We start from the raw sequence: 26,443 nt of genomic DNA, 5'->3' as shown, positions 1-26,443 counted from the left end.
AAACTGAACCAATAGTGATTTTATAGCCAAACGGAGTATTAATACCCTTTTATAGGTACGTAATACCGTTAAACATATTGCGACATATCGTATACAATCATCAATTTTAATTTGTACTATCTTTGCAGCAATGCAGCAAAACAAGGCCACATATAGTCAACTCATTAAAAACGAGGCACAAAAGCTTGGTTTTTTATTTTGTGGTATAGCTAAAGCCGAGTTTTTGGAAGAAGAGGCCCCACGCCTCGAAGCCTGGCTCAATAAAAATATGCATGGCGAAATGGCCTACATGGAAAACCATTTCGATAAACGCCTCGATCCGCGTTTATTAGTAGATGGGGCAAAATCTGTTATATCATTAGGCATTAATTATTATACCGATCAGCGCCAGGATGATCCTTCTGCGCCCAAAATTTCCAAATATGCTTATGGTATTGATTACCATACCGTAATTAAGGACAAACTAAGGCAATTACTAAAGATCATCAACGAGCAGATTGGTGAAGTAGGTGGCCGCGCGTTTGTTGATTCGGCACCGGTGCTTGACAAAGCCTGGGCGCGCAAAGCCGGTATGGGATGGATTGGTAAAAACAGCAACCTGCTCAACAAAAAGGCAGGATCATTCTTTTTCTTGGCCGAACTGATCATCGATCTTGAACTGGAATATGATATAGCTCCTACCGCCGATCATTGCGGCACCTGTACCAACTGTATTGATGCTTGCCCTACGGATGCCATCGTTGGCCCCTATGTGGTTGACGGCAGCCGTTGTATCTCCTATCTAACCATCGAGCTTAAAAACGAGATCCCCCAGGAGTTTAAAGGAAAAATGGACAACTGGATGTTTGGCTGCGATGTTTGCCAGGATGTTTGCCCCTGGAACCGTTTCTCTGTTTTGAACACCGAGCCGGCCTTCAGCCCCCACCCCGATCTGCTGCACTTAAAAACCGCCGACTGGCAAGACATCAGCCAGGATATTTTTCAAAAGGTATTTAAAAACTCGGCCGTTAAGCGCACAAAATTTAGCGGTTTGAAGCGGAATATTGATTTTTTAAAAGGCTAAAGGCTAAAGGCTAAAGGCTAAAGTGGAACGAATTCACGAGACTAAGGTTTCGGGATATTATCAACAAAAAACCCCTGCATAAATTCTTGCAAGGGTTTCAATATTAAATTCTGAAAATTCTGATTCAGAAGCTATCAACCTTTCTTAAACTTTAAAGCTAATTGAGCAAGCATATCGTCGTTAACGGGCTGTGCAGGCTCATCCTTCTTTTTGTAAGGTTTGTTTTGATATTGTTGATTTTTGGTATGATCTGGCTTGGTATATTCCTTTTTCTGGTACTCTTGCTTTGGAGCTGCAGGCTGTTGATCGGCCGGTTTAGGCTGGGCTGCTTTGTTAGCCTGGCGTTCTGCTGCTTTTTTAGCGTTCCAGCGGACGTGGATCTCCTCGAGTTTACGTTTGGTATACAACGGAAAATCTCCCTGCATCATCCATGAGTAATAGCTTGGTTCGGCAGTTAATACATCCTCTACACGTTTTCCTTTATGCTTGCCAAAGTTTATCAGCTCTTCACCCTGCTCGTTGTACACCATTCTGCCGGCAAAGTCAACAGGTTTACTCAGGTTGGTAAAAACATGTAAAGCCTCAACATCGCCAACAACAGGGACTAATTTATTTCCTTTTTTATCTTCCCACTCTACGTTTTCATAACGTTCTATCTGCGCCAGCAAAACCTCCATGGTTGCACGGGTATCAGCTTCGGCCGAGTGGGCATTTTCAATTACTTTATTGCAGTAAAACTGGTAAGCGGCCTTTAAGGTACGCTGCTCCATCTGGTGGAATATATTCTGCACATCAACAAAATGACGGGCATCCAGGTTAAAATCAACACCGGCACGCAAAAACTCCTCCATGATCATCGGAATATCAAACTTATTGGAGTTATATCCGGCCAAATCGCTATCGCCAATAAAGTCGGCAATTTCCTGGCCAAGTTCTTTAAACTGTTTTTCGTTTTGTATATGCTCGTCGTAAATACCGTGTACCAGCGACGACTCCAGCGGAATTGGGATGCCCGGGTGAACACGCCATGTTTTAACCTCCTCGCTACCATCGGGGTTAAGCTTAATAACCGATATTTCAACTATGCGGTCGGCACCGATATTGGTACCAGTTGTTTCAAGATCGAAGAAAGCGAGGGGGCGTTTTAATTTTAATTTCATTTGTAAGTGTTCAGAGATGCAAAGGTCGCAAATGTCCTAAAATTAATCAGCAGAATAAATTTTTTAATTTATTTAATATACCAATTTATTATTTAATTTCATTATCCCTAATTATCACAATTTGTATGAACAGATTTTTTCTTATTCTTCTGATTTTTATCGGCTTATCAAATTGGGCTTCGGCACAGGATTTTGAAACCGGGGTAAGCAACGATGAAATTGAAATGGCCAAATATGATAAAGATCCTCAGGCCAACGCTGTTTTTTTAAATGAATTTGGTAATACCCGTATTGATGAATATATGGACCACATCAGGCTCATCCATACATATCACGCCAAAATTAAAATTTTCACCAAAGAAGGCCTTACCCACGGCACCATCGAAATACCGATCCATAACGGCGATAACTCAGCGGAAGAAGTTAATAATGTTACCGGTTTTACCTACTATAAAGACGATAACGGTATTATCCAAAAGGTAGAATTTGAAGCTAAAAAGGTATATACAGTTAAAGATTACAAATACGGCAGCACAGTAAAATTTGCTTTACCTGCGCTACGCCCGGGTTGTGTTATTGAGTTTAAATATGAACTTATTTCGCCATATTGGGACCATTTCAGAGGATGGACATTCCAGGATGATATCCCCAAAATAAACTCGCAATACGAAGTACATATCCCCGGCTTCTGGAACTTCAACGCCTCAATACGTGGTGTATTGAAGTTAACCAAAAGCACTTCGGAGGTTGAGCGCGAATGTTTTTCATCCGGCGGCTCAAAAGCAGACTGCTCGCATATTACTTATGATATGAAGGATATTCCTGCCTTTGTTGATGAAGACTTTATGACCGCGCGTAAAAACTTTCTATCGGCCATTTATTTTGAGCTGGTTGAGTTCACCAATCCCTATACCAGTGTTAAAACAGTAGTAACCAAAGAGTGGAGCGATGTAGACCGTCAACTAAAAATAGCCGATGAATTTGGTTCGCAGGTAAAACGCACAAGCCTGCTTAAAGAAAGAATAGCATCAGTTATAGCGGGTAAAACCGATGAGCTTGACAAAGCAAAAACGTTATATACATGGATAAAAAGCCAGATTAAATGGAACGATTATATTGGTATTTACAGCAGCGAGGGTGAAAAAAAGGCATTAGATACCCATTCCGGAAGTATTGCTGATATCAACCTTACACTGATTACCGCCTTGAACGCAGCCGGTCTTAATGCAGAAGCTGTGTTACTTTCAACCCGCGACCATGGCATGGTGAATACGCTTTATCCGGTACTAACCGACTTTAACTATGTTATAGCGAGGTTAACCATTGGCGATCAAACTTACCTGCTTGATGCTACCGATCCGTTACTTTCATTCGGTTTGCTGCCACTTAAATGCATCAATGACAAAGGCAGGGTTATCAGCATGACTAAACCATCTTACTGGATGGAATTAAGCACTCAGCAAAAAGCCGCTACAACACACATGTTCGATCTTACATTGCTTGACAACGGCAAGCTAAAAGGCAGCATCGTGAATTATTATAAAGGTTACGATGCTTATGAGAAACGCAAAGCCATTAAAAAATTCAATAGTATTGATGAATATGTTGAGGACTTTGACGAGAAACAACCTAAGTTAAAAGTGCTCAAATCAGACATCACCAATCTCGATAGTCTTGAAAGCCCTTTAAGGGAAACATTCGAAGTGGAGATTGACGCATTTGATAATACCAATCATGACAAGCTTGCATTTAACCCTTATTTCTGGGAGAAACGCACTACCAATCCGTTCAAACTTGCCGAGCGCGACTACCCTGTAGACTGGGCTTACGCTTCTGATAAACGCCTGGTTTTGGTAATGCACCTGCCGGCTCAGTACACTGTTGAAACCCCGCCGCAGGTTGTAGCCTATTCTTTACCAAATAAGGGAGGCATGTTTGCCACAACGTTTGAAAACCAGGACAATAACACCTTTACATTTTCAAACATTACACAGTTTAATAAGTCGGTTTATGATCCGGCTGAATATCCTTATCTAAAGGAGTTGTTTAATAAGATCATCCTTACCGAAAAAGGTGATATGATCTTCAAGAAAAAATAATGAAAGCATTTTTAAGTACGTTGTTTTTACTTTCGGCAATAACCTGTGTAAAGGCGCAGGACAACTTTGATGTATCACTTATCTCGAAAGACCTTTTGCCTTATGCCAGTTCGGTTGTACGGAACGAAGAAATAACAACAGAGGTCCGTGACTTTGACAATGTGTTGCTCCACGTAAAAAGGGCTATAACTGTTTTTAATAAAAACGGAGATGAGGATGTTGAGATTGGCATCTGGCATAATAAAAGCCGTATTATAAAAGATGTTAAAGGGATAATTTATAACCAGTACGGAAAGCCGGTTAGTAAATTCAGCGAAAGCGATTTTGATGATGATAACAGCCATGACGGCTTTTCTCTTTTTACCGATGTTAAAATCAAACATTATCGCCCACTGGTAACCGATTATCCTTATACGGTGAGTTATGAATATGATGTAAAATCCAAACAAACGCTGGAATTTCAGGACTGGCAACCTAATCCATCAACCGGAGTAGCTGTTGAAAAAAGTTCGTATACATTTATTTGCAAACCCGATTTTAAGATCAGGTATAAAGAAGTAAATATCCCCTCCAAAGTAATCATAGGTAGCAATAAAGATGGGCTTAAAACCTATACATGGGTGGCAGCTAATTTAAAAGCCATAAAGTACGAACCGTTTAGCCCGCTTCGCACAGCAAACTTAAGCTACGTTAAAATAGCACCCGAAAAATTTAGCTATGGCGGTATCCCGGGCTCCTTTACTAACTGGAAAGAGCTTGGTATGTGGCAATACGAAAAGCTTAATGCAGGCAGACAGGTTTTATCCCCACAAACCGTAAGCCGTATGAAAGAGCTTACTGGTGATATCACCGATCCAAAGCAAAAGGCCCGCAAAATATATGAGTATATGCAAAGTAAAACGCATTATATCAATATTTCAATTGGTATTGGCGGTTATCAGCCATTCCCTGCATCAGACGTTGATCAGCAAAATTATGGCGACTGCAAGGCTTTAGTTAATTATACCCAGGCGCTATTTAAAACGGTAGGTATCGATTCATATTATTGTGTGGTTGAAGCGGGCAGCGCCAAGGTGGGTGTGTTTCCTGACTTTGCCAGTATGGATCAGGGTAACCATGTTATTTTGTGCCTGCCTTTTAAAAGCGATACCACATTTTTAGAGTGTACCAATCAAAACATGCCTTTTGGCTTTTTAGGCGACTTTACCGATGATCGTCTCGTATTTGCCTGTACGCCGGAAGGTGGCAAACTGATACATACACCAAAGTATGCCGCCCAGGCTAACATGGAACAGCGCACCGCCGCATTTACTATTGCCGACGACGGCGGCCTTAAAGGTTCAATCACCACTAACTTTAAGGGAGCCAATTATGAAGACCGTGACCATGTAATTTATGAATCGGCAAAAGAGCAGGTAAAAGACCTCAAAAAGATTTACCCGATAAACAACCTCGAAATTGAAAGCGCTGATCTGAAACAGTTTAAAACCGCGCAACCATATACCACCGAAAATCTGAAGATCTCGGCAAGTGATTATGGGTCTGTAGCCGACGGAAAGATCATTTTTCTGGCCAATCCTGTCAACAGGTTAAATACCCCGCTGCGTGAGGTCCGTAACCGCCGTAATGATGTTTACATTAACAGAGGGTACACCGACGAGGATGAGATCACCTATACCCTGCCTGCTGGCTATAAGGTTGATACCCGGCCCAAAAAAGTAAGTATCGAAAAACCGTTCGGCAAATTTGAATCAAGCACAACAGTAAACGGAGATAAATTGATCTATAGCCGCAAGATGCAGCTTATTGATGGCACCTATAGCAAAGATACCTATCAGGCACTGGTAGATTTTTATCAATCAATAGCCGATGCTGATCACGATAATGTAACCCTGATTAAAGGTAACTAAATATTACAATGCCGAGGATAATGCCGAGGATAATGCCAAGCACCATGATCACATAAAGCATGATCTCGGTACCGGCAAAGCGTTTATATTTAGTCCAGAATGAATAATCTTGTTTTTTATCGGCCATGATGGCGCAAAATTATTGAAATTACCGCAAAAATTGAACGGGATTATTTAGTTCATGCTGGTGGTAACATTTTCAATTGACCCGGCCCTTGAAAAGTATTTATATAACGATGGATCACGAAGTTTGACGATGATCACCCCCCGGCGTGAACTGGCGTGTACCACATAGCCGTTCTGAAGGTATACCCCTACATGACTAAATTGCTTACCGTCGAAATCAAAAAATACCAGGTCCCCTTCCTTTAGCTCATCCTCGTATTTTCGTTTTATTACGGTGATCTGCTTACTGGTCATGCGCGGAATGGTGATACCATAAACCTGTTGCTCCAGTAAAAAAGTCAGTCCGGAACAATCAACCCCGTCTTTATCAAGGCCGCCAAATTTGTAAGGCGTCCCCATCCACTGATCAATAAAAGCATAAAGGCGGCCATTCTGGATATCTCCCCTGCTTACTCCCATAATTTCAGAGTATTTTGAAGCGATATCAGGCGAAGGATTAACCACCTCACCCGGCTGGCCGCGCATTGCGGCCTTGCGCGAGTGACATGAACTTAATATAAATGGGGAAAGGAAAAATATAAACAAATAAAAACTACGACGCAGGTATATGCTCATGAAGTAAAATTAGCTTTAAAGTTTATTGCTATGATACAGATGTTTTTAACATATCAACATGGGAGTAGATGTGCAGGTGTGCAGATTTCAGATGTGCAGATGCTAAGTCGCCAGCAGTATAGTTTCGCTAATTTTATTATTTTGCAGCATAATATGATTTAATGAAGAAGCTATTTTTATTTATTCCCTGTTTAATTTGCAGCATTAGTTTATACGGACAAAGCCTGACTTTTGATAATCTGCACCATCTTTTAAAAGAAAAAGATTCAAATTATCTCATTAGCAAACCATTTCTCTTTTCAAAGGATGCAAGGCCGTATCCAGTACCCAGATTTATTAAAAACGCATCGACCCTAAACGAAGAACTTATTGATTACAATCATAGAGGAGCAACTTACAGATCTCCCAACAAAACTTTTATTAATGCCTTAATTAAACAAATAAAATACCCGCTCATCCTCAAAGACAACAATGGTGCATCCATCTTTTATCAATATGGAGACACTCATGTAACTATTATGATTGATGTTTACAAAACAGCCGGCAAAGGCGGAAACATAACAATTACTGAAAAATAGGTTTATGAAAGGCACAAGTAAGCTCCCCGGAGGCAGTTGCACAATACTTGCGCCAGAGAAGGCTGAAAAAGCCAAACTTACGAAGTTTTAAAAACTTCGTAAGTTTCTGAGCGGAAGATCAGGGTTCGAACAATCTGCACATTTGCACATCTAAAATCTGCACATCTAACAATCAACCCTTCACCACCCTTTGAATTTCATCCAGCTTCATGAGTGCTTCAACCGGGGTAAGTGTGTTTACATCGAGGTTATTCAGGGTATCGCGGATTTTTACCAGTACCGGGTCGTCAATAGAAAACATCTGCATCTGTACAGCTTGTTTCTGCACCTTACGGATACTTTCTTTGATATGTTCGCCGCCGGTGCGTTCGTTTTCCAGTTTCTTTAAGATTTCGTTGGCACGGGAAAGTACTTTTGATGGCATGCCGGCCAGTTTTGCAACGTGAATACCAAAGCTATGCTCGCTGCCGCCGGGTACCAGCTTACGCAAAAAGATGATCTGCTGGCCAACCTCTTTTACCGATACATTAAAGTTTTTAATGCGGTTAAACGAATTGCTGAGTTCATTCAACTCATGATAATGCGTAGCAAAAAGCGTTTTAGCCCTCGCGGCTGGATGATTATGCAAATACTCGGCAATTGACCAGGCAATGGAGATACCATCATAGGTTGATGTACCGCGACCAATCTCATCCAACAGGATCAGGCTCCTATCGCTCAGGTTGTTGAGGATACTGGCAGTTTCGTTCATCTCTACCATGAACGTTGATTCGCCGGACGAAAGGTTATCTGATGCCCCTACCCTTGTAAATATCTTATCAACCAAGCCTATAGTAGCAGCCTTGGCAGGCACAAAGCATCCCATCTGGGCCATCAGTACAATTAAACCGGTTTGTCTTAACAAGGCTGATTTACCGGCCATATTGGGGCCTGTAATAATGATGATCTGCTGGGTTTCCGAATCGAGGTATACACTGTTGGTAATGTATTCCTCACCTATCGGCAGGTTCTTCTCAATAACCGGGTGGCGGCCACCTGCAATATCAAGTACCTTACTTTCATTAATCTCCGGCTTTACGTAGTAATTTTTTATGGAGATGGTTGCAAAGTTCAGCAACACGTCCAAACGGGCAATAAGCTGGGCATTAAGTTGGATAGGCTTAATATATTCGGCAAGCGAATACAGCAAGTCATTGTATAGCTGAGTTTCAAGTGCCAGAATCTTTTCTTCAGCACCTAAAATTTGCTCTTCGTATTCTTTAAGTTCGGGGGTAATGTAACGCTCGGCGTTAACCAGCGTTTGCTTACGGATCCATTCGGTTGGTACCTTATCACGATGACTGTGCGTAACCTCCAGGTAATAACCAAACACATTATTGAACGATACTTTAAGTGATGGAATTCCGGTTAACTCGGCTTCGCGTTTCTGAATCTCCAGCAGGTAGCCTTTGCCCCCAAAAGCGATCTTGCGCAACCGGTCAAGCTCTTCATTAATCCCCTCGTTCATCACCGAACCTTTTACCAGCATTACCGGCGGCTCGGGATTCAATTCTCGCTCTATCTTTTCGCAGATCAGCGTGCAGGGATTCAATTGTTCACCAATAGCGCGTAACGGTGCGCTTTCCGATGATTCGGCTATACGCTTGATGTATGATATGGCTGTTAAGGCCTTTTTTAATTGGCAAACCTCGCGTGGGTTGGCTTTTTGCAAACCTATTTTTGAAATAAGCCTTTCCAGATCACCTATCTGGCGCAGGTACTGCAATAACTCTTCTCTCAACTCCTCGTTGCCAATCAGGTATTCAACCACACCTAAACGGTCGTTGATAGCTTTGATCTGCTTTAACGGCATCACAATCCAGCGGCGCAGCAAACGTGCCCCCATTGGCGAGCAGGTATGATCAAGCACATCAACCAGGGTCATGGCATTTTCATTGGCAGAGCCTACCAATTCCAGGTTACGGATACTGAACCTGTCGAGCCAAAGGTACCTGTCTTCCTCTATCCTGCTGATGGCAGAAATGTGCCCAAGATTCCTGTGTTCGGTTTCGTTGAGATAATGGATAGCGACCCCGGCAGCAATAATGCCTAAATTCAGCTTATCGATACCAAAACCTTTTAACGATTTAACGCCGAAATGTTTAAGCAATGTTTCGTTGGCATAATCGCCACTGTAAGGCCACTCATCAAGGGCATAGGTATAAAAGCGGTCGCCATAGGTATCCTTAAAATCGCGTGTGCGACTTTTAGGATAGATCACCTCACTGGGCGAAAAACTTTGCAGCAATTTATCAATATAGTCGCTGTTACCCTGCGCGGTCATGAACTCGCCGGTCGAAATATCTATGAGGGCAATACCGATGCTGTTTTTCTCAAAATGAAGCGATGCCAGGTAGTTATTGCTCTTTTGGTGCAGGATGTTATCGTTAGTAGCTACACCGGGTGTAACCAACTCGGTTACGCCACGCTTAACAATAGTTTTGGTAGTTTTAGGATCTTCCAGCTGATCGCAGATGGCCACACGCTGCCCTGCCCTTACCAGTTTAGGCAGGTAAGTATCCAGTGAATGGTGCGGAAAACCGGCAAGCTCAATATGTGTAGCAGCGCCGTTTGCCCGGCGGGTTAGTACTATGCCCAAAATGCCGGCAGCCTTTACGGCGTCTTCGCCAAATGTTTCATAAAAATCGCCCACCCTAAACAGCAGCAAAGCACCGGGGTACTTCACTTTGATAGCATTATATTGCTGCATTAAGGGGGTTTCTTTGGTAGTATCTTTAGCCAAGCGGTTACTCCTTCTGTTAATCGGGTAAAGTTAATGCATTGCCAGGTGTTTTAGGGCATTGTTGAAAAGTTGAGGAGGTGTGGAATATGTGGGTAAAACAAACTATCCGCCTTATATTACTTTTGAAAAACTTATAATCTATTTCACAACAAACGCTAAACCTTATGTGCGTAAATACCATACATAAGCTAACAATCTCTTACATATTTATTTTAATACCAATGCTGGCAAGTGCGCAAAATATATACAGCGCTTTACACCTAAATGAAGAACGCGACTATAAAGGTGCCCGACCTAAAAAAATAACTGAAACCACGACATTTTATGGAAACAGAGGTAATAGCAAAAACAAAAGCGTAAAAAAGTTTGATAACGCAGGCATGCTTGTAACAGAAGAGCGTTTTGATGATGATAACAAACTTAATTTACGACTTGCCCGAATCAATGACACCACCAACAGGTTGATTTTATCAAGTACTGCGGAAAGCTGGACTATCTTAGGCTTGCAGAAACACGTAATAACATATCAATACAATAACCAGCATTTTTTGGTGCAGATCATCTACCAAAACATAGCGGGCAATGTATTTGAGCATTACGAAATTGCAAATAATGAACGTGGTAACCCTGTTGAAATTTCTGGATTTGCGGCTGACGGTAGTCCTTACGGTAAAGAAACTGCGACTTACTTGTATGACAAGAATAAGGTAATCACCTCTGTGATAAAACCGGATGGCACCATCTTGAATACAGATACCTCAACAATCAATTTTAAGAAAAACATCATAATGCCAGATGAAGGTATGACTTTTAATCCACAAGGCGATTTAGTAAACTGGATAAGAAAAGATTACAAAGGAAATAAAACCTTTTTTGAAGCCACATTAACCTATGATTCCCGCGGCAACTGCATTAACGAAACCACTTACGAAATAAGTACCAAATCAAACGGCGAGCATAAAAAACAACTATATTCTGATAAAAAAAGAGAATATACCTATTAATTACTACTTCGCCACCAGTTTCCCATTCACAATCCTGTCCGCATAATCCTGGATCAGGGCTTTGCAATCCTGCATACCTTTTTGCATTTCGGCGTTAGGCTGTGTGGCCATCAGGTTTTTCTCCAATCCTTTATCGTTCACATCAAAAATGCCGGTGAAGTTTTTGCCGTCGAACAAGTAAGTATAATTGCCCTGCATAAACTGGTAAATATTACCCGTTGAATTGATCACTTTAGGCTGTTCATCTGGCAAATTACTTACCAGGCTCCTCCCCCATGACCTGAAGGGTTTGTTATAACCTATCAGATCAACAACCGTTGGATAAACATCCATTTGCGAAGCCAGATCTGTACGTACACCTTTTAAGTTATAGGCGTTATTGGCGCTATAAAAAAGGATGGGTACGGCAAAACGGTTAACCTGTTTACTGTATTCGGGATAATATGTCTGGCTGGTATGATCGGCAGTGATCACAAAAATGGTATTATTGAACCATGGCTGTGTTTTAGCGTAGTTAAAAAAGATTCGCAAAGCATTATCCGTATATTGAACGCATTTATCAATAGCCAGCGGCCCTCCTTTAAATCTTGCTTTATATTTTTCGGGCAACTGATAAGGGTCATGCGACGACAGGGTGAAAAGTGTGGCCATAAAGGGTTGTTTCTGCGCGCTAAGCGTGCGACCCATGAACGGGAAAAAGTGCTCGTCCCAAATACCCCAGATACCGTCAAAGTCTTTATCATCATTGTACTCCGTACGGCCATAATAATGCTGGTATCCCAAAATACTGCCAAAACCCTGAAAACCCATCGAACCGTTAGCGGCACCATGGAAGAAAGAGGTTTCATACCCCATGCTATCACAAATGGATACCACCGACTGGATTTTTTGCTTGGCGTAAGGCGATGATGTAAAGGCATTCTGAAACGAAGGAATACCCGCTATAACCGACGACACCGCATGAATAGATTGCCTGCCCGTTGCATAAGCATTAGTAAATATCAGGCTACTGTTGGATAAGGAATCTAAAAACGGTGTGTATGATTTAAAGCCCGGTATATTAACATCGCGGTTCATGCTACCCCAATACTCGCGGGCCATGCTTTCCAATATGATGATCACTACATTGGGTTTATTAGCAGGTTTGGTTTTATATTGTTTTATGGGTTTTATGTTGGTGCTGATGTAAGCCTCATCCGCCCAATGCTGAAGCTTATAATTGTTGGTACCCAGTGTACGAAAAATAGCGAAAGGCGTATTTAGCACGATATCGCCCTGATTAGGTACCGTGATATGTTTATAGGCATCAACCATATTAATGGGCCTTGTGCTATGGGCAAAATCACCACGAATCCCGCCAATAACCAATGCAAGGATCAGCAGAAACGAAACTACAGATGATGAGAAATATATTTTCTTATCAGTCACCTTCGAGGGTTTCAACTTTACACGCCGATACAGCCAGATCCAGCAAACAGCGCACAGAATAAATATGAACACTACATACCAATAAGCCTCGGAAAAATGAGTGAACAACAACTTCTTATTATTCTCGTCGGCAAGTACATCAAGTGTAGCTTTGGTTGAGCGCACCTGGCTAAAGCGGTAGTAAATAATATCGACAAAGTTGGTAGCGTACGCAAGTAAATTGGTAACAAAGTACAGGATGGCCATCCCCTTTTGAAACTTAGGCCGGGTATTAATGGTTAGCGGCAAAACGCTAAGTAAAATAAACAGGCTATTGATGTAAAGCAGCGCGGTAGTATCAAAGGCCATACCGTAATAGCATAACCTAAGCAATGCCCAGGAACTATCAACAGCAAACAAGTGCGTATTAAATGCAAAGAACAGTACCCTTGCAATAAAATAAAACAAATACCCCAAAAACAGCCTGTATAAAAGCACTTTATATTCGGCCAACCTTAATTTACTTTCCATGAAAAACACGTTGCTTTTAGCTTCCCCCAAGGACTGATCGGCAGGAGATGATCAAACCTGGTTTGCGCCGGGAACTAATAAAAAGCGAAAGTAAAAAAAATAGGATTACAATTATTTAATACTAAATCAACAGCGATTTAATGACATTAAGTTGGCAAAACAGGGTTTGGCAATATTGTCGAAAGAGGAAAGTAAAGCGGAGAAGGCGACATGCCTTCTCCGCAGAAAATTATTAGATTGCCTTTAACTGCCTATACTGTCTTAAAGTAGCCTGGTTATTTCGTTTGATCCTGTAAGGCAGCTTTTTCAGCTTTTCCTGCAATAGCATATACGATTGGAAATCTGCATTGCCTTGTAATTTTTTCACCAGCTTTTCCAGTTGATCTTCAAACTTTACAATTTGCTTGTAGGCTTCATTATTATCCCGCAAATTGGGTAGAAACTCCCGTATGGTACTGTAAACCCAAACCTCAAATTTAGGGTTTAGCCAGCCGGCAAATTTCAATGCCAGGATCTCGCACATCCATAAACCATCTATCTTATTTACAAATATCATCGATTCCAGATCGGCCTGACTATCGGCATAGCTCCGCTCTTCGTTTGCTTCATTAAAAGGTAAGGGCAAATTTTTCAGTTCTTCTATAAAATCTTTGGTTTGCTTCAACTTTAAAAACTCGGCCGGATTTTTTCCGAATATTTTGCCCATCTCTGTGGCGTTTATCATCAAATCCTTATCGCTTATATCAAACTCAATAACCTGATTATTAAATTCAAACTCAAAAACTGCGTTTACCATATACCTGCTTAAATTAAAATACAAGTATACCAGTTGCAATTTAAAAACTATAAAAATTAGCATTCAAGTTTTAAACAATCATAAAAGACCACAAAAGTTAGCAGCTCAGATAAAGAACAGCCCTCCCCAAGGATAAAAAATAGGTTTGCCGATTGCGGATATAAAAACATTTATTAACTTTGAAACACAAAGTACTTTTATAAAACCAAATGAAATTAAACAAAACATACGCCATCTTAACTTTACTACTTTTTATAATTGAAGTGTTTATCGGTGTATACATACATGATGACCTTATTCGCCCTTTTGGCGGCGATCTTTTAGTGGTTATCCTTATTTATTGCTTTGTAAAAACCGTGATCGATATCTCCTGGATTAAAGCTGCAATCGGTGCGTTGTTCTTTTCTTACATAGTTGAAATTTCCCAGTACTTTAACTTACTTAAGCACCTTGGTTTACAAAACTCAAAATTGGCTGCCATACTACTTGGGCAATCATTTTCATCGGGAGATATACTTTGTTATACTGTGGGCATATTTATAGTAATAATAGCCGAACTATTTTACAGGCAGGCCAAAAACAACTTGTCAAAAGCTAACATTATATAGTATGGAACTTTTTGTGGATGAACATTCGATAGTGCGCAGGATTTGGGGGAAGGCAGATACCATCCTGTTTATTTTTGCGGGCGCGGCAGCTGAGTTTGCGCTAAATAAAGCCGTCGATTGGCTTTATTTTACAGGTAAGCTTCCGGCAGATCCTTTGGGCCGTCTGTTTAGCACGGTGGCTTATTCCCGGCAGATTCTCTTTTCGGAGCGTGAAGCAGCTTTGAAGGCTATCGATAAAATAACTGCTATTCACAAAGGCGTTGAAACATCTCGCGGCTCACAAATACCTGACTGGACCTATCGCGATGTATTATTCTTACTCATAGACCTATCCATCCGCTCATATGAATTGTTGGAAAATCCCTTAAGTGTAGCCGAAAAGACTGAAGTGTTTAACGTATTTAATCAGGTTGGTGAACGGATGCGTTTAACAGGTTTGCCTGCCGATTATCAGCAATACCTGCAAATGCGCGGGGAACATCTTGAAACCGACCTCATCAATAGCGCTTTTACTATTGATTTGTATCATCAATACAAAAAGCATCTTGGTTTTGTTCGTTATCAGATCCTAAAACAGGCGCAATTACTAACCGTACCAACACAAGTTAGCCAACAACTACCGTTGGGCAAAACCGCCTGGCTTTGGCCCGTATTAAAAATATATAAGGTTACAAAAAATCTTAAACCAGGAAAGTTTTTAAGGGATGCTCTTCTCCCTGCACAATACAAAATCCAGATCCAGGGAATGGATCAACCTTATGCTTTTGGCTAATCCTAACCAAATCAAAGCGACCTGATTACCCGGCAAGGGTTTCCGACGGCTAACACATTTGCGGGGATATCTTTGGTTACTACACTTCCGGCACCTATGGTAGTATTGTCGCCGATAGTAACACCCGGGCATACAATTACGCCACCGCCCAGCCACACATTATCGCCAATGGTAATGGGCGCAGCATATTCCGGTCCTTTAATTCGTTCAGCAGCTATTAGAGGGTGATACGCTGTATAAAGCTGTACATTAGGCGCAAGGAAAACATTATCACCAAAGGTAACACGGGCACAGTCCAGTATGATACAATTGAAATTCAGGAACAGGTTATCGCCGGCTGTGATATTAAAACCATAATCGCAGTAAAATGGCGACTGGATATCTATATTACCTTTAAAATTTCCAAGCAATTGTTTTAGCATGGCAGTTTTAGTTTCCTTGTCGTCATAACTGGCAGCATTATATTGTGTAAATAGTTGTCGCGCTTTTGAACGAGCGGCTACAAGCTCAGCATCGCCGGCGTTATAAAGTTCGCCGGCTATCATTTTTTCAAGTTCGGTCATAGGTAATGTTTGCAGGTGTATTGCAAATATAAATGCTTGCGGTTTAAACTGGCAATACATTAATCATTTACGAATCCGGCTACAGCATCACGAATAGCAAAATCACCATTAACAAGTACGGAGCTTAGATTCATTTCAATTTTTTAAAACTCTTACAGTCTCGCTACGTTATATTATTAGTTAACTTTTCATAAATAAAAAGAAAAAAATATGAAAAATCTAAGAATTGCAGCAGCAGCTATCGCCCTGTCATTAGCTGGCTCATTTGCATCAGCCAACGGCCACAAGTCTCAAAATAACGGCGTTTCAATAGCGAAGTACAGCATGGCAACCGATACCGTACCAGGTAAAAATAAAAAGAAACCAAAAACACCGGATCCAACCCCAAAACCAACAGATCCGGCGCCAAATCCTGCACCTACACCAACACCTACGGATCCAAACCGTGTGCCGATGCCGGTGCCAACACCGACACCTGCTCCTACACCAACGCCTACGCCAAACCCATCACCAACACCTAATACACCAAACCCGGTGCCTCAGCCAAGCACACCAAATATGCCAACTCCGGCGCCAACCCCAAGCCCAACACCTAATCCGTCGAGCCCAACTACACCAAGTCCAACACCTAATCCATCAACACCAACAAACCCTAGCCATTATCAATAAGGAGATCAAAATAAAAAGCCCTGAAGCATAAACACTTCAGGGCTTTTTATTTTATAATTTGATATCTTATTGAGCGCTTTGACCAAATGTATAAGGTAAATTAGTGAACGTTCCACTTGCAATCTGAGACGTTTCAATAGATTCAATAGAACCATCCTGATTATAATTCACTTTCTTAGTGGTCATGCTATATGTACCTGTTATCAAGTTTTTGGTTGGATCAATAGCGGTAATTATAATAGATCCAGATCCCGATTCAACAACACCAACCTGGTCATATTCCACCCCACCTGCCGAAGTAAAATAAGCCATCTGTACCCTGTTGGTAGCATCAACCTTATAAGTGGCGAGTGGAAAAGTGTTAACATTGGTAGCAGTGGCATCACTTAATGTAATAGTCCATTTTACCCTTTTCAGGTCGGCAGTACCAACAACATTAAATGATTTTGTTTTAGCGTCGGTATCATAAGTTATCGTAGCGGTAACATCATCCGGAATCCACGATGTACCGTTTATAGTAGCAGCAAGTATTTGATCGGAAGTAGTAGAAGCAGAAGTAACAACGTCCTTTTTACAGCCCTGGAATATTATAGCTGATAAAACGAACAGCATTAATAGTTGGATTTTCCTCATATATAAATTTTATGCAAATAACGATGTTTAAGAAGTAATAATCACAACCGAAATTACTTTTTTCACATATTTTAACATTCGCCAATGCGGCGGCTTTCAATAGTTAAGCCCCAATTATAATACAAATCATTTTATTTAACCATATTAGGCCGAAATTTTTAAACATGATCAACGTAAACGAATATTTTGAAGGTGCCGTGAAGTCACTGGCATATACTACCCCTCTGGGGCGCTCAACCATTGGTGTTATTGAACCCGGCGAATATGAATTTGGCACATCAAGCCACGAAACCATGACCGTAATTGAAGGCAGTCTTGAAGCCTTGCTGCCAGGCCAGGACAATTGGCAAACATTTACAGGCGGGCAAACATTTGAAATTGAGGCCAACACCTCATTTAAAGTAAAAACAGAAGTACAGAGCTCTTATTTGTGTACTTATAGGTAGTTGATAGTTCATGGCCTATAGATCATGGTTCATGGTTGATAGCACATGGTTAACTAAGGGTAATCGCTCCCACCAATACAATTTATAAGGAAAACTTATTTAATTAATATTCAGACTTACGAAGTTTTGAAAACTTCGTAAGTCTTTCAGTAATTCCTTTATTCTATAAATTCCGGTTCAGGCAATTAAACTATTCGTTCGTTTACCTTGCAAAAGGGTTGTGTACCTTCGGCACAAAAAATTCTTCGAGCATATTTCACAAGGCTTTTGCATCTCAGTTGCTTTCTGCCGTTTATTGCTCCGATAGCTCGACTTCCCTCAATTAATCCAACCCCCAACCATCATTGGTGAACCGCTAACTACGAACCGATCTCACAATTCCTACTAACCATATAGAAAAACACCACAAAATTTAATTTGGTTATAGCTAAAAAGTCAGCTTTAATAAATGTATTGCACAAGTTTGGTATAACTTTATATTGATTCTAAATAATTTTTTTCGTACTTTCATTTTGTACATCATAATATTTATCTCTTTTTGTTGAGATAATGTTAAATAATTATGATTTAAATAATTGATTTTTTAGAATTCTTTAAAAATTACCGTAAATTTTATAATTTATTTGAGTTTTGGTAACTTCGTGGTTACACCCCTTATAAATATTATAAACGGTTTAATTTAAACAATGGATCAAACTGATAGCCACCAGGGTCTTTACAGACCGGAATTTGAACACGATTCGTGCGGAACGGGATTTATAGCCAACATCAACGGTCATAAAACCAACGAAATCATCGATAACGCGTTGACCATGCTTGAAAACATGGAGCACCGTGGTGCGTGCGGATGCGACCCCGAAAGCGGGGACGGAGCGGGTATATTGATACAATTACCCCATGAGTTTTTAATGGAAGAATGCTCAAACCTTGAGATCAGCCTGCCGGAACCCGGCGAGTATGGTGTAGGTATGATTTTCTTACCCAAGGATTCGGCCCAGAAAAAGGCCTGCCGTACCATTATTAACAATGCAATTGAAAAATTAGGCTTGCAAAAACTGGGCGAGCGTAAACTTGTAGTTGATTCGTCGGTTATTGGCGAAACAGCCCGTCAGGCCGAGCCCGATGTTGAGCAAATTTATATTGCCCGTCCGCATCATATTACCAATGCCGATGATTTTGAGCGTAAGTTATTCGTGCTCAGAAGGTATATCAACAAAACCATTACCGAAACCGTAGCCGGTGCTTCTGAAAATTTCTATTTTACATCATTAAGCTGTAAAACAATTATTTACAAAGGCCAGCTTACTACTTACCAGCTACGTAAATACTATTCAGACCTTTCTGATCCGCGTATAGCATCTGGCTTTGCCATGATCCACTCGCGTTTTTCAACCAATACATTCCCGTCATGGAAATTGGCTCAGCCATTCCGCTTAATTGCGCACAACGGCGAGATCAACACCTTAACAGGTAACTTAAACTGGTTTTACGCAGGCTTAAAATCATACGCTTCTTCATACTTCACCGCCGAAGAAATGGAGATGCTATTGCCTGTGATTGATAACAACCAATCTGACTCTGCCTGTTTGGATAACATCATCGAAGTGTTATTGCACTCAGGCCGTTCATTACCACACGTAATGATGATGCTGGTACCCGAAGCATGGGATGGCAACGAAGCAATGGATCCGCTTAAAAAAGCTTTCTATGAGTTTCACGCTACGCTGATGGAGCCATGGGACGGCCCTGCTGCAATTACCTTTACCGATGGTAAACTGGTAGGCGCATTGCTTGACCGTAACGGCTTGCGTCCGCTGCGTTTTGTGGTAACTAATGATGGCCGTGTTATAGCTGCATCAGAAGCTGGTACTTTAACTATCGACGAAAGCACTGTTTTACGTAAAGGCCGCTTACAGCCTGGTAAAATGTTGTTGATCGATACTGAAAAAGGCCGCATCATTACCGATGAGGAGATCAAGAAACAAGTAGCATCACAACAGCCTTACGGCCGTTGGCTTGAAAATTATAAAATTAACCTGAGTGAACTTTCAGAACCACGTTTGGCTTTCGCCAGCCTATCTGAAGCTTCTGTATACCGTTACCAGCAGGTATTTGGTTACAGTCGCGAAGATATCGATACTATCATTAAGCCAATGGCGCTTGATGGCAAAGAGCCTGTAGGTTCAATGGGTACCGACGTGCCATTGGCTATCCTTTCGGATAAACCACAGCACCTGTCAAGCTACTTCAAGCAATTCTTCGCCCAGGTAACCAACCCGCCGATTGACCCAATCCGTGAGCGCTTGGTAATGAGCCTTGCTACCTTCATCGGTAACAATGGCAACCTGTTGGATGAAGATAAAATGCATTGCCATTGCGTGGTATTAAAACACCCGATATTGAAAAACCACCAGTTAGAAAAACTGCGTAGTATCGATACCGGTCTATTCCACGCTAAAACACTGCAAACATACTTTAAGGCTGATGGCCTGCCTGGTTCATTGGAAAAGGGTATTGCCCGCCTTTGCCGCTACGCCGAAGATGCCGTTGATGACGGCTTCGAGGTATTGATCCTTTCAGATCGCGCGGTTGACTCTGAGCATGCCCCTATCCCTACCCTGCTGGCAGTTTCTGCCGTACATCACCACCTGATCCGCAAAGGTCGCCGTGGCGCTGTAGGCTTGGTTGTTGAAACCGGCGATGCATGGGAAGTACACCACTTTGCCTGCTTACTGGCCTTTGGTGCTACAGCCATCAACCCATATCTGGCGCTTTCAACTATCGAAACGCTTAAAAACAATGGTAGCCTTGAAACCAGCTACGATCTTAAAAAACTACAAAACAACTACGTTAAATCAATTAACGATGGATTGTTGAAGATCTTTTCAAAAATGGGTATCTCAACCTTACAGTCATACCATGGCGCGCAGGTATTCGAGATCCTTGGTCTGAACAAAACTGTAGTTGACAAATACTTCCATGGTGCGGTTACCCGTATAGGCGGTTTAGGCCTTGACGAAATTGCCCGCGAAGCACTTTGCAAACACAAAATGGGCTTTGAGGCAAAAGGTGCTGATAACCTGTTGCCTGAAGGTGGTATTTACCAGTGGAAACGCCGTGGTGAGGCCCACTTGTTTAACCCAACCACTGTTCACTTGTTGCAGCATGCTACACGCAGCAATAGCTACGAGGTATATAAAAACTACGCTAAGGTTGTTAACGAGCAAACTGAAAAGCATTTCACCATCCGCGGCTTACTTGATTTTGCGCACCACCGCGAATCAATTACCATTGATGAGGTTGAACCTGCTGAAAGCATCATGAAGCGTTTTGCTACAGGTGCCATGTCATTCGGCTCTATCTCGCATGAAGCACACAGCACTATGGCTATTGCCATGAACCGCATTGGCGGCAAAAGCAATACCGGTGAAGGTGGTGAAGACGAAATGCGTTACGATAAATTGCCAAACGGCGATTCATTGCGCTCAGCTATTAAACAAGTGGCGTCTGGTCGTTTCGGGGTAACTTCAAACTACCTTACCAATGCCGATGAATTACAGATAAAAATGGCGCAGGGCGCTAAACCAGGCGAAGGTGGGCAGCTGCCGGGCCACAAGGTTGACGACTGGATCGCTAAAACCCGTCACTCTACCCCGGGTGTAGGTTTGATCTCGCCTCCGCCGCACCACGATATTTACTCTATCGAAGATTTGGCACAACTTATCTTCGACCTTAAAAATGCCAACCGTGCTGCCCGTATCAACGTTAAGTTGGTATCAAAAGCAGGCGTAGGTACTATTGCTGCCGGTGTTGCCAAAGCACATGCCGATGTGATCCTGATTGCCGGCTATGACGGCGGTACCGGTGCATCGCCAATAAGCTCTATCAAACATGCGGGCTTACCATGGGAGCTTGGTTTAACCGAAGCACACCAAACATTGGTACGCAACAAACTGCGCAGCCGTGTGGTATTACAAACAGATGGTCAGCTGAAAACCGGTCGCGATTTGGCTATCGCAGCCCTGATGGGTGCCGAAGAATGGGGTGTAGCTACAGCTGCCCTTGTTGCAGGCGGTTGTATCATGATGCGTAAATGCCACCTGAATACCTGCCCTGTAGGTGTTGCCACACAAGATCCTGAATTACGTAAGCTATTCTCGGGCAAACCTGAGCATATCGTTAACCTGTTCCGCTTTATGGCTGAGGAGTTACGCGAGATCATGGCCGAGCTTGGTTTCCGTACCATTCATGAAATGGTTGGCCGCGTACAGTTCCTGAAAGTAAAAGATAACCTGCAAAGCTGGAAAGCCAAAAAGATTGATCTTAGCGGTATCCTGCACCCGGTTACCAACACCAAAGGCATGACCTTGTACAACAGCGAATCACAGGATCATGGCATGGCCAATATCCTTGACTGGAAACTTGTTGAAGCCGCTAAACCTGCTTTGAAAGATAAAACACCGGTATTTGCATCTTTCGATGTAATTAACGTTGACCGTACAATCGGCACCATGTTATCAAACGAAATCTCGAAGATTTATGGTTCGGCAGGTTTACCTGACAATACTGTTAACTTCAAATTCAAAGGTTCGGCAGGTCAAAGCTTTGCTGCTTTCACTACTAAAGGCGTTTCTTTTGAGTTGGAAGGCGAAGCTAATGACTACGTAGGTAAAGGCCTTTCGGGCGCACAGATAGCCGTATATCCGGCAGCTAATGCAACCTTTGTTCCTGAAGACAACATCATCATCGGTAACGTAGCCCTTTACGGTGCTACATCGGGCGAGTTGTTTGTAGGCGGTATGGCCGGCGAACGTTTCGCGGTACGTAACTCAGGTGCTACCACAGTTGTTGAAGGTATTGGCGACCATGGTTGCGAGTACATGACCGGTGGCCGTGCACTCATCCTCGGTAATACAGGCCGCAACTTTGCGGCTGGTATGAGCGGTGGTATAGCATGGGTTTATAATCCTGAAGGTACTTTTGCAGAAAACTGTAATACCGAAATGGTTGACCTTGACCCGCTAACCGCGCAGGATGAAGAGCAGATCCTTACACTGTTGCGTAAACACATCTCTTTAACAGGCAGTAAGCTTGCACAAAAGATCCTGAACAACTGGAACGAAGCATCAACCCAGTTCGTGAAAGTGTATCCAAGAGAGTATAAAAAAGTATTAGAGAAATCACAATATCAAACTATAGGCTAAGAAATGGGAAAACCTACAGGATTTCAGGAGTTTAATCGCGAACTTCCATCAAAAGTTCCGGCTACTGAACGCGTTAAGAACTATAACGAATTTGTTAATTTATACACCGAAGAGAAGCTTAACCAGCAATCGGCAAGGTGCATGAATTGCGGTATCCCTTTCTGCCATTCGGGATGCCCCCTGGGTAACATCATCCCTGAGTTTAACGATGCAGTGTATCGTAAAAACTGGGAAGAAGCTTACCACATATTATCATCAACTAATAACTTCCCTGAGTTTACAGGCCGTATCTGCCCTGCTCCTTGCGAATCTGCATGTGTGTTAGGCATCAACAAGCCGCCTGTTGCTATTGAGGAAATTGAGCGCCATATCATCGAGATCGCTTACGAGAAAAACCTGGTAAAACCAACTGCTCCGCTTGTTAAAACAGGTAAAAAAGTAGCCGTTGTAGGTTCAGGCCCGGCAGGTCTTGCAGCTGCAGCCCAGCTGGTGAAAGTTGGTCACACCGTTACCGTTTACGAACGTGACGACCGTGCAGGTGGATTGTTACGCTACGGTATCCCTGACTTTAAATTAGAGAAATGGGTTGTTGAGCGCCGTGTTGAAGTAATGGAAAAAGATGGCGTTGTATTTAAATACAACAGCGAGGTTGGCGTGAACGTAGCTGCCGATGAACTGGTACGTAACAACGATGCCGTAATTTTAGCAGGTGGTTCAACCATTCCACGTAACCTGAATATTCCGGGCCGCGAACTAAAAGGGATCCATTTTGCAATGGACTTCCTGAAACAGCAAAACAAGCGCGTAAGCAATATTGATGTTACTGCCGAAGAGATTATAGCTACCGGTAAAGATGTTGTAGTAATTGGTGGTGGTGACACCGGATCTGATTGTGTGGGTACTTCAAACCGTCAGGGTGCAGCATCTATCAAGCAATTTGAAGTGATGTTCCAGCCACCGGCTCAGCGTACACAGCATATGCCATGGCCTACTTACCCAATGGTACTGAAAACTACCAGCTCACACGAGGAAGGTGCCGACCGTTTCTGGGGTGTTAATACCTTAGAGTTTTTAGGTGACGAAGAAGGCAATCTGCGTGCATTGAGAGTAGTTGACGTTGAATGGGAACAGGACTTCATGGGCCGCCCGGTAAAATTCCATGTAGTTGAAGGCTCTGAGCGTGAAATCCCTTGTCAGCGTGTATTCCTGGCTATGGGCTTTTTACACCCGCAGCATGATACATTCATCAGTCAGCTTGGCGTTGAAATTGATGACCGTAAAAATGTTAAAGCCAAAGAAGGTGTTTACCGTACCAACGTAAGCAAAGTGTTTACAGCAGGCGACATGCGTCGCGGACAATCACTGGTGGTTTGGGCCATATCAGAAGGCCGTGAAGCAGCCCGCAAGGTTGACGAGTTTTTAATGGGACACTCTTTACTGGAAAGCAAAGATGCCGTTAACCAGTTTGACCAGGTGTTTTAATGCCAAAGTCTGGAGGTTGGCAATAAGCGATTAGCTGGCCTGCCTCCTTATCATATTGTTTTAATTATAAAGCCGGGCTTTTGCCCGGCTTTATTGTTTAGCTTCTATTTTAAATAGCACCCTGCTATTGTAGATACTACTTCTCCAGATACTCTTTAAGCGAGATACCGGTGATATGTGTCCAACCGGCAACAAAGTTTTCTTTTTTGAAGGCGTCTAACGGAGGGAAAGTTTCGAGCCCGCGGTGGGTGAGCACTAATTTTGTACCCTCACCTTCAGGGGAAAGTTCCCAGGTAACTTCCGAATCACCTTCGTAGCCGTCGTACCGCCAGGTATAGGCTATGGTTTTGCCTTCAACAACTTTGGTTATACGGCAAAGGTGAAGGTATTCCTTATTGCCGTCACCGCCGGTAAACTGAAACTCAAAACCTACCTCAGGTTTAAATTCAGCCAGGTCAAAATACCACTCTTTCATTTTTTCCTTAACGGTAATGGCCTCCCATACTTTTTGTATAGGTGCCGCATAAATCCTTTCAATAACAAATGGTTGTGTGCTCATAATTTATTGTTTTTTTGGTTATCTGTATTTTGTTCATTGGTTAAAAAAACGTCAAGGGCGTCCAGTTTCTGAGTCCAAAACTGGCGATATTGTTCGGCCCAGTCGGTAACTTGTTTTAGCTGTTTCAGGTCGGCCTGGCAGTAGCGTTCCCTACCCTGCTGCCTAATAACAAGCAAACCGCATTCGGTTAATATTTTGATGTGTTTAGATACAGCCGGCCTGCTGATATCAAAATTATCAGCAACGGCATTAAGGTTCATTTGCCGGTAAGCAATCAAATTAATGATCTCGCGCCGGGTAGGATCGGCAATCGCCTGGAAAACGTCTCTTCGCATAATGAGCAAGCGGCCATATGAAACCGTTCGGTTACAAATTTAAATGAAACCTTTTGGTTACACAATAATTTTCTCATCTTTTTAGCGATACAGAGAATACCTTATTGATAATCTGCATTTTAAACCATTACATTTTAATATTTCATCTCGTTATAAAGGTATCAGCACCTATGCAATAGGTAATTTTACGTAGTGAAAATTGGGTGATAACACCTATTTCTCCGCTTTGTTTTTTGCTATATTTTTATCGCACCTGAACATTTAATGCAAATAACGCAATGGCAGTACGTATAATATGTATAAAAACAGATACCAAACCACATCATAACCCTTATGTGGCCATAGATTCGCTTGAGTGGATTAATGAAAGGATCAACGTAAAGGGCCTTACCGAACGGGCAAAACTTTACGACTGGATAAAAAATGAAGACGGCGACGCTTATATCATAGATAGCAACGGCAATAAAACCAGCCTGATTCCGGCAGTTTGCCCCGATGGTAACAAATATGTTAAAACGGTTACCGACGAATCAGAACCCGACTACCTATTGGGCCTGCCCGAATGTGCCTGAAAGCCTGTTACCAGTTTTTGAAGGGATTTACGCTTAAAAAGGAGTTATAATATCGCTTATCACCGGTTACTTCGGTAGTAACCCAGGGAGGTAGTTCAAATTTTTCATCCTCGCTATCAAGTTCGATCTCGGCCATAAGCAGGCCCTGGTTATCGCCTAAAAACTCATCAACTTCCCAAAGCTTATCAGCGTAGTTGATGTTAAAGCGATATTTCTCTAATTCAGAGGCTGCAAAATTATCCAGCAACTGTACGCCATCTGCCGCCGGGATGGTATATTCAAATTCGCTACGGCTAAAACCGGCCGAGCTTCCTTTTATAGTGATATATGCCTCGGCATCAGTAACCCGGATACGGATGGTTTTCTTTTCATCGCTAAAAATATAGCCCTGCCTGAAATGTATGGGTTCCGGCTTTGCTAACTGCTGCCATTTTTCGTGATCTACCAAAAACTTACGTTCTATTTCAATTGCCATCAGATTGATTTTTCAGTCTGCAATTTTAGCATAATTTAACATTTAGGAGTAGCT

General features: G+C 42.2%; 23 protein-coding genes. 12 read left to right on the top strand and 11 right to left on the bottom strand.

Annotation, left to right across the window (positions count from 1 at the left end; translation table 11 throughout):
• Nucleotides 1-130: 130 nt before the first annotated feature.
• On the top strand, nucleotides 131-1,063 hold the full coding sequence (gene queG / locus DUL71_RS06415) for a tRNA epoxyqueuosine(34) reductase QueG (RefSeq protein WP_114937244.1): 933 nt from the start codon (nucleotides 131-133) through the stop codon (nucleotides 1,061-1,063).
• A gap of 134 nt (nucleotides 1,064-1,197) precedes the next feature.
• On the opposite strand, the gene DUL71_RS06410 is transcribed toward queG, so the two are convergent.
• Entirely contained in the window at nucleotides 1,198-2,223 is a 1,026-nt protein-coding gene (locus DUL71_RS06410) for a 3'-5' exonuclease (RefSeq protein ID WP_114937243.1), read from the bottom strand.
• Between the two features lie 125 nt (nucleotides 2,224-2,348).
• Here DUL71_RS06410 and DUL71_RS06405 point away from each other — a divergent pair, with 125 nt between their 5' ends.
• Entirely contained in the window at nucleotides 2,349-4,322 is a 1,974-nt protein-coding gene (locus tag DUL71_RS06405) for a DUF3857 domain-containing protein (protein WP_114937242.1), read from the top strand.
• The gene (locus tag DUL71_RS06400) at nucleotides 4,322-6,232 is read left to right on the top strand and encodes a DUF3857 domain-containing protein (protein ID WP_114937241.1); all 1,911 of its coding nucleotides are present in this window, start codon (nucleotides 4,322-4,324) and stop codon (nucleotides 6,230-6,232) included. The genes DUL71_RS06405 and DUL71_RS06400 overlap by 1 nt, the downstream gene beginning before the upstream one ends.
• Here DUL71_RS06400 and DUL71_RS32280 read toward each other — a convergent pair.
• Complete coding sequence (locus DUL71_RS32280) at nucleotides 6,219-6,359, bottom strand: hypothetical protein (protein WP_167443287.1); 141 nt, start codon at nucleotides 6,357-6,359, stop codon at nucleotides 6,219-6,221. The two genes, DUL71_RS06400 and DUL71_RS32280, sit on opposite strands and share 14 nt — an antisense overlap.
• A gap of 47 nt (nucleotides 6,360-6,406) precedes the next feature.
• Nucleotides 6,407-6,973, bottom strand: a complete 567-nt coding sequence (locus DUL71_RS06395; RefSeq protein WP_114937240.1) for a C40 family peptidase — start codon at nucleotides 6,971-6,973, stop codon at nucleotides 6,407-6,409.
• Between the two features lie 161 nt (nucleotides 6,974-7,134).
• On the opposite strand from DUL71_RS06395, the gene DUL71_RS06390 reads away from it, so the two are divergent.
• Nucleotides 7,135-7,551 carry a hypothetical protein gene (locus DUL71_RS06390; RefSeq protein WP_114937239.1) on the top strand — a complete coding sequence of 139 codons (417 nt, stop codon included), beginning with the start codon at nucleotides 7,135-7,137 and terminating at the stop codon, nucleotides 7,549-7,551.
• Nucleotides 7,552-7,723: 172 nt separating this feature from the next.
• Here the strand turns inward: DUL71_RS06390 and mutS are convergent, their stop codons facing one another.
• Nucleotides 7,724-10,333, bottom strand: a complete 2,610-nt coding sequence (gene mutS / locus DUL71_RS06385; protein ID WP_114937238.1) for a DNA mismatch repair protein MutS — start codon at nucleotides 10,331-10,333, stop codon at nucleotides 7,724-7,726.
• Between the two features lie 221 nt (nucleotides 10,334-10,554).
• Between mutS and DUL71_RS06380 the strand changes: the two genes are divergently transcribed.
• Nucleotides 10,555-11,337 carry a hypothetical protein gene (locus DUL71_RS06380; RefSeq protein ID WP_114937237.1) on the top strand — a complete coding sequence of 261 codons (783 nt, stop codon included), beginning with the start codon at nucleotides 10,555-10,557 and terminating at the stop codon, nucleotides 11,335-11,337.
• Nucleotides 11,338-11,340: 3 nt separating this feature from the next.
• On the opposite strand, the gene DUL71_RS06375 is transcribed toward DUL71_RS06380, so the two are convergent.
• Both DUL71_RS06375 and DUL71_RS06370 read right to left on the bottom strand, forming a co-directional pair.
• Nucleotides 11,341-13,275 carry an LTA synthase family protein gene (locus DUL71_RS06375; protein WP_114937493.1) on the bottom strand — a complete coding sequence of 645 codons (1,935 nt, stop codon included), beginning with the start codon at nucleotides 13,273-13,275 and terminating at the stop codon, nucleotides 11,341-11,343.
• 232 nt (nucleotides 13,276-13,507) lie between these two features.
• Nucleotides 13,508-14,071 carry a KilA-N domain-containing protein gene (locus DUL71_RS06370; protein WP_112574341.1) on the bottom strand — a complete coding sequence of 188 codons (564 nt, stop codon included), beginning with the start codon at nucleotides 14,069-14,071 and terminating at the stop codon, nucleotides 13,508-13,510.
• Between the two features lie 209 nt (nucleotides 14,072-14,280).
• Here DUL71_RS06370 and DUL71_RS06365 point away from each other — a divergent pair, with 209 nt between their 5' ends.
• Nucleotides 14,281-14,679: a ribosomal maturation YjgA family protein gene (locus tag DUL71_RS06365; protein WP_114937235.1), complete on the top strand. Its 399-nt coding sequence runs from the start codon at nucleotides 14,281-14,283 to the stop codon at nucleotides 14,677-14,679.
• A gap of 1 nt (nucleotide 14,680) precedes the next feature.
• Nucleotides 14,681-15,451 carry an oxygenase MpaB family protein gene (locus DUL71_RS06360; protein ID WP_114937234.1) on the top strand — a complete coding sequence of 257 codons (771 nt, stop codon included), beginning with the start codon at nucleotides 14,681-14,683 and terminating at the stop codon, nucleotides 15,449-15,451.
• A gap of 11 nt (nucleotides 15,452-15,462) precedes the next feature.
• On the opposite strand, the gene DUL71_RS06355 is transcribed toward DUL71_RS06360, so the two are convergent.
• On the bottom strand, nucleotides 15,463-16,014 hold the full coding sequence (locus DUL71_RS06355; protein ID WP_114937233.1) for a sugar O-acetyltransferase: 552 nt from the start codon (nucleotides 16,012-16,014) through the stop codon (nucleotides 15,463-15,465).
• Between the two features lie 210 nt (nucleotides 16,015-16,224).
• On the opposite strand from DUL71_RS06355, the gene DUL71_RS06350 reads away from it, so the two are divergent.
• Complete coding sequence (locus DUL71_RS06350; RefSeq protein WP_114937232.1) at nucleotides 16,225-16,683, top strand: hypothetical protein; 459 nt, start codon at nucleotides 16,225-16,227, stop codon at nucleotides 16,681-16,683.
• 66 nt (nucleotides 16,684-16,749) lie between these two features.
• On the opposite strand, the gene DUL71_RS06345 is transcribed toward DUL71_RS06350, so the two are convergent.
• A complete protein-coding gene (locus tag DUL71_RS06345) occupies nucleotides 16,750-17,316 on the bottom strand; it encodes a DUF6252 family protein (RefSeq protein ID WP_146750091.1) in 567 nt (188 codons plus the stop codon).
• Nucleotides 17,317-17,480: 164 nt separating this feature from the next.
• On the opposite strand from DUL71_RS06345, the gene ppnP reads away from it, so the two are divergent.
• The 3 genes from ppnP to DUL71_RS06330 all read left to right on the top strand — a co-directional run bounded on the left by ppnP (nucleotide 17,481) and on the right by DUL71_RS06330 (nucleotide 24,448).
• On the top strand, nucleotides 17,481-17,762 hold the full coding sequence (gene ppnP, locus DUL71_RS06340) for a pyrimidine/purine nucleoside phosphorylase (protein ID WP_114937231.1): 282 nt from the start codon (nucleotides 17,481-17,483) through the stop codon (nucleotides 17,760-17,762).
• 686 nt (nucleotides 17,763-18,448) lie between these two features.
• Entirely contained in the window at nucleotides 18,449-22,966 is a 4,518-nt protein-coding gene (gltB, locus tag DUL71_RS06335; RefSeq protein WP_114937230.1) for a glutamate synthase large subunit, read from the top strand.
• Nucleotides 22,967-22,969: 3 nt separating this feature from the next.
• The gene (locus tag DUL71_RS06330) at nucleotides 22,970-24,448 is read left to right on the top strand and encodes a glutamate synthase subunit beta (protein WP_114937229.1); all 1,479 of its coding nucleotides are present in this window, start codon (nucleotides 22,970-22,972) and stop codon (nucleotides 24,446-24,448) included.
• Nucleotides 24,449-24,584: 136 nt separating this feature from the next.
• Here DUL71_RS06330 and DUL71_RS06325 read toward each other — a convergent pair whose 3' ends face one another.
• The gene (locus DUL71_RS06325) at nucleotides 24,585-25,007 is read right to left on the bottom strand and encodes an SRPBCC family protein (protein WP_114937228.1); all 423 of its coding nucleotides are present in this window, start codon (nucleotides 25,005-25,007) and stop codon (nucleotides 24,585-24,587) included.
• A complete protein-coding gene (locus DUL71_RS06320) occupies nucleotides 25,004-25,342 on the bottom strand; it encodes an ArsR/SmtB family transcription factor (RefSeq protein WP_114937227.1) in 339 nt (112 codons plus the stop codon). Before DUL71_RS06320 ends, DUL71_RS06325 begins: the two co-directional genes overlap by 4 nt.
• Nucleotides 25,343-25,620: 278 nt before the next feature.
• On the opposite strand from DUL71_RS06320, the gene DUL71_RS06315 reads away from it, so the two are divergent.
• A complete protein-coding gene (locus DUL71_RS06315; protein WP_112574332.1) occupies nucleotides 25,621-25,914 on the top strand; it encodes a DUF3892 domain-containing protein in 294 nt (97 codons plus the stop codon).
• A 7-nt stretch (nucleotides 25,915-25,921) separates the two neighbouring features.
• On the opposite strand, the gene DUL71_RS06310 is transcribed toward DUL71_RS06315, so the two are convergent.
• Complete coding sequence (locus DUL71_RS06310) at nucleotides 25,922-26,389, bottom strand: CYTH domain-containing protein (RefSeq protein WP_114937226.1); 468 nt, start codon at nucleotides 26,387-26,389, stop codon at nucleotides 25,922-25,924.
• Between the last annotated feature and the right edge of the window lie 54 nt (nucleotides 26,390-26,443).

This window comes from Mucilaginibacter endophyticus, from assembly GCF_003351025.1.
GTDB classification, from domain to species: Bacteria; Bacteroidota; Bacteroidia; order Sphingobacteriales; family Sphingobacteriaceae; genus Mucilaginibacter; species Mucilaginibacter endophyticus.
The sequence above is the reverse complement of the archived record's forward strand: the minus strand, read 5'-3'. Positions and strand labels throughout refer to the sequence as shown.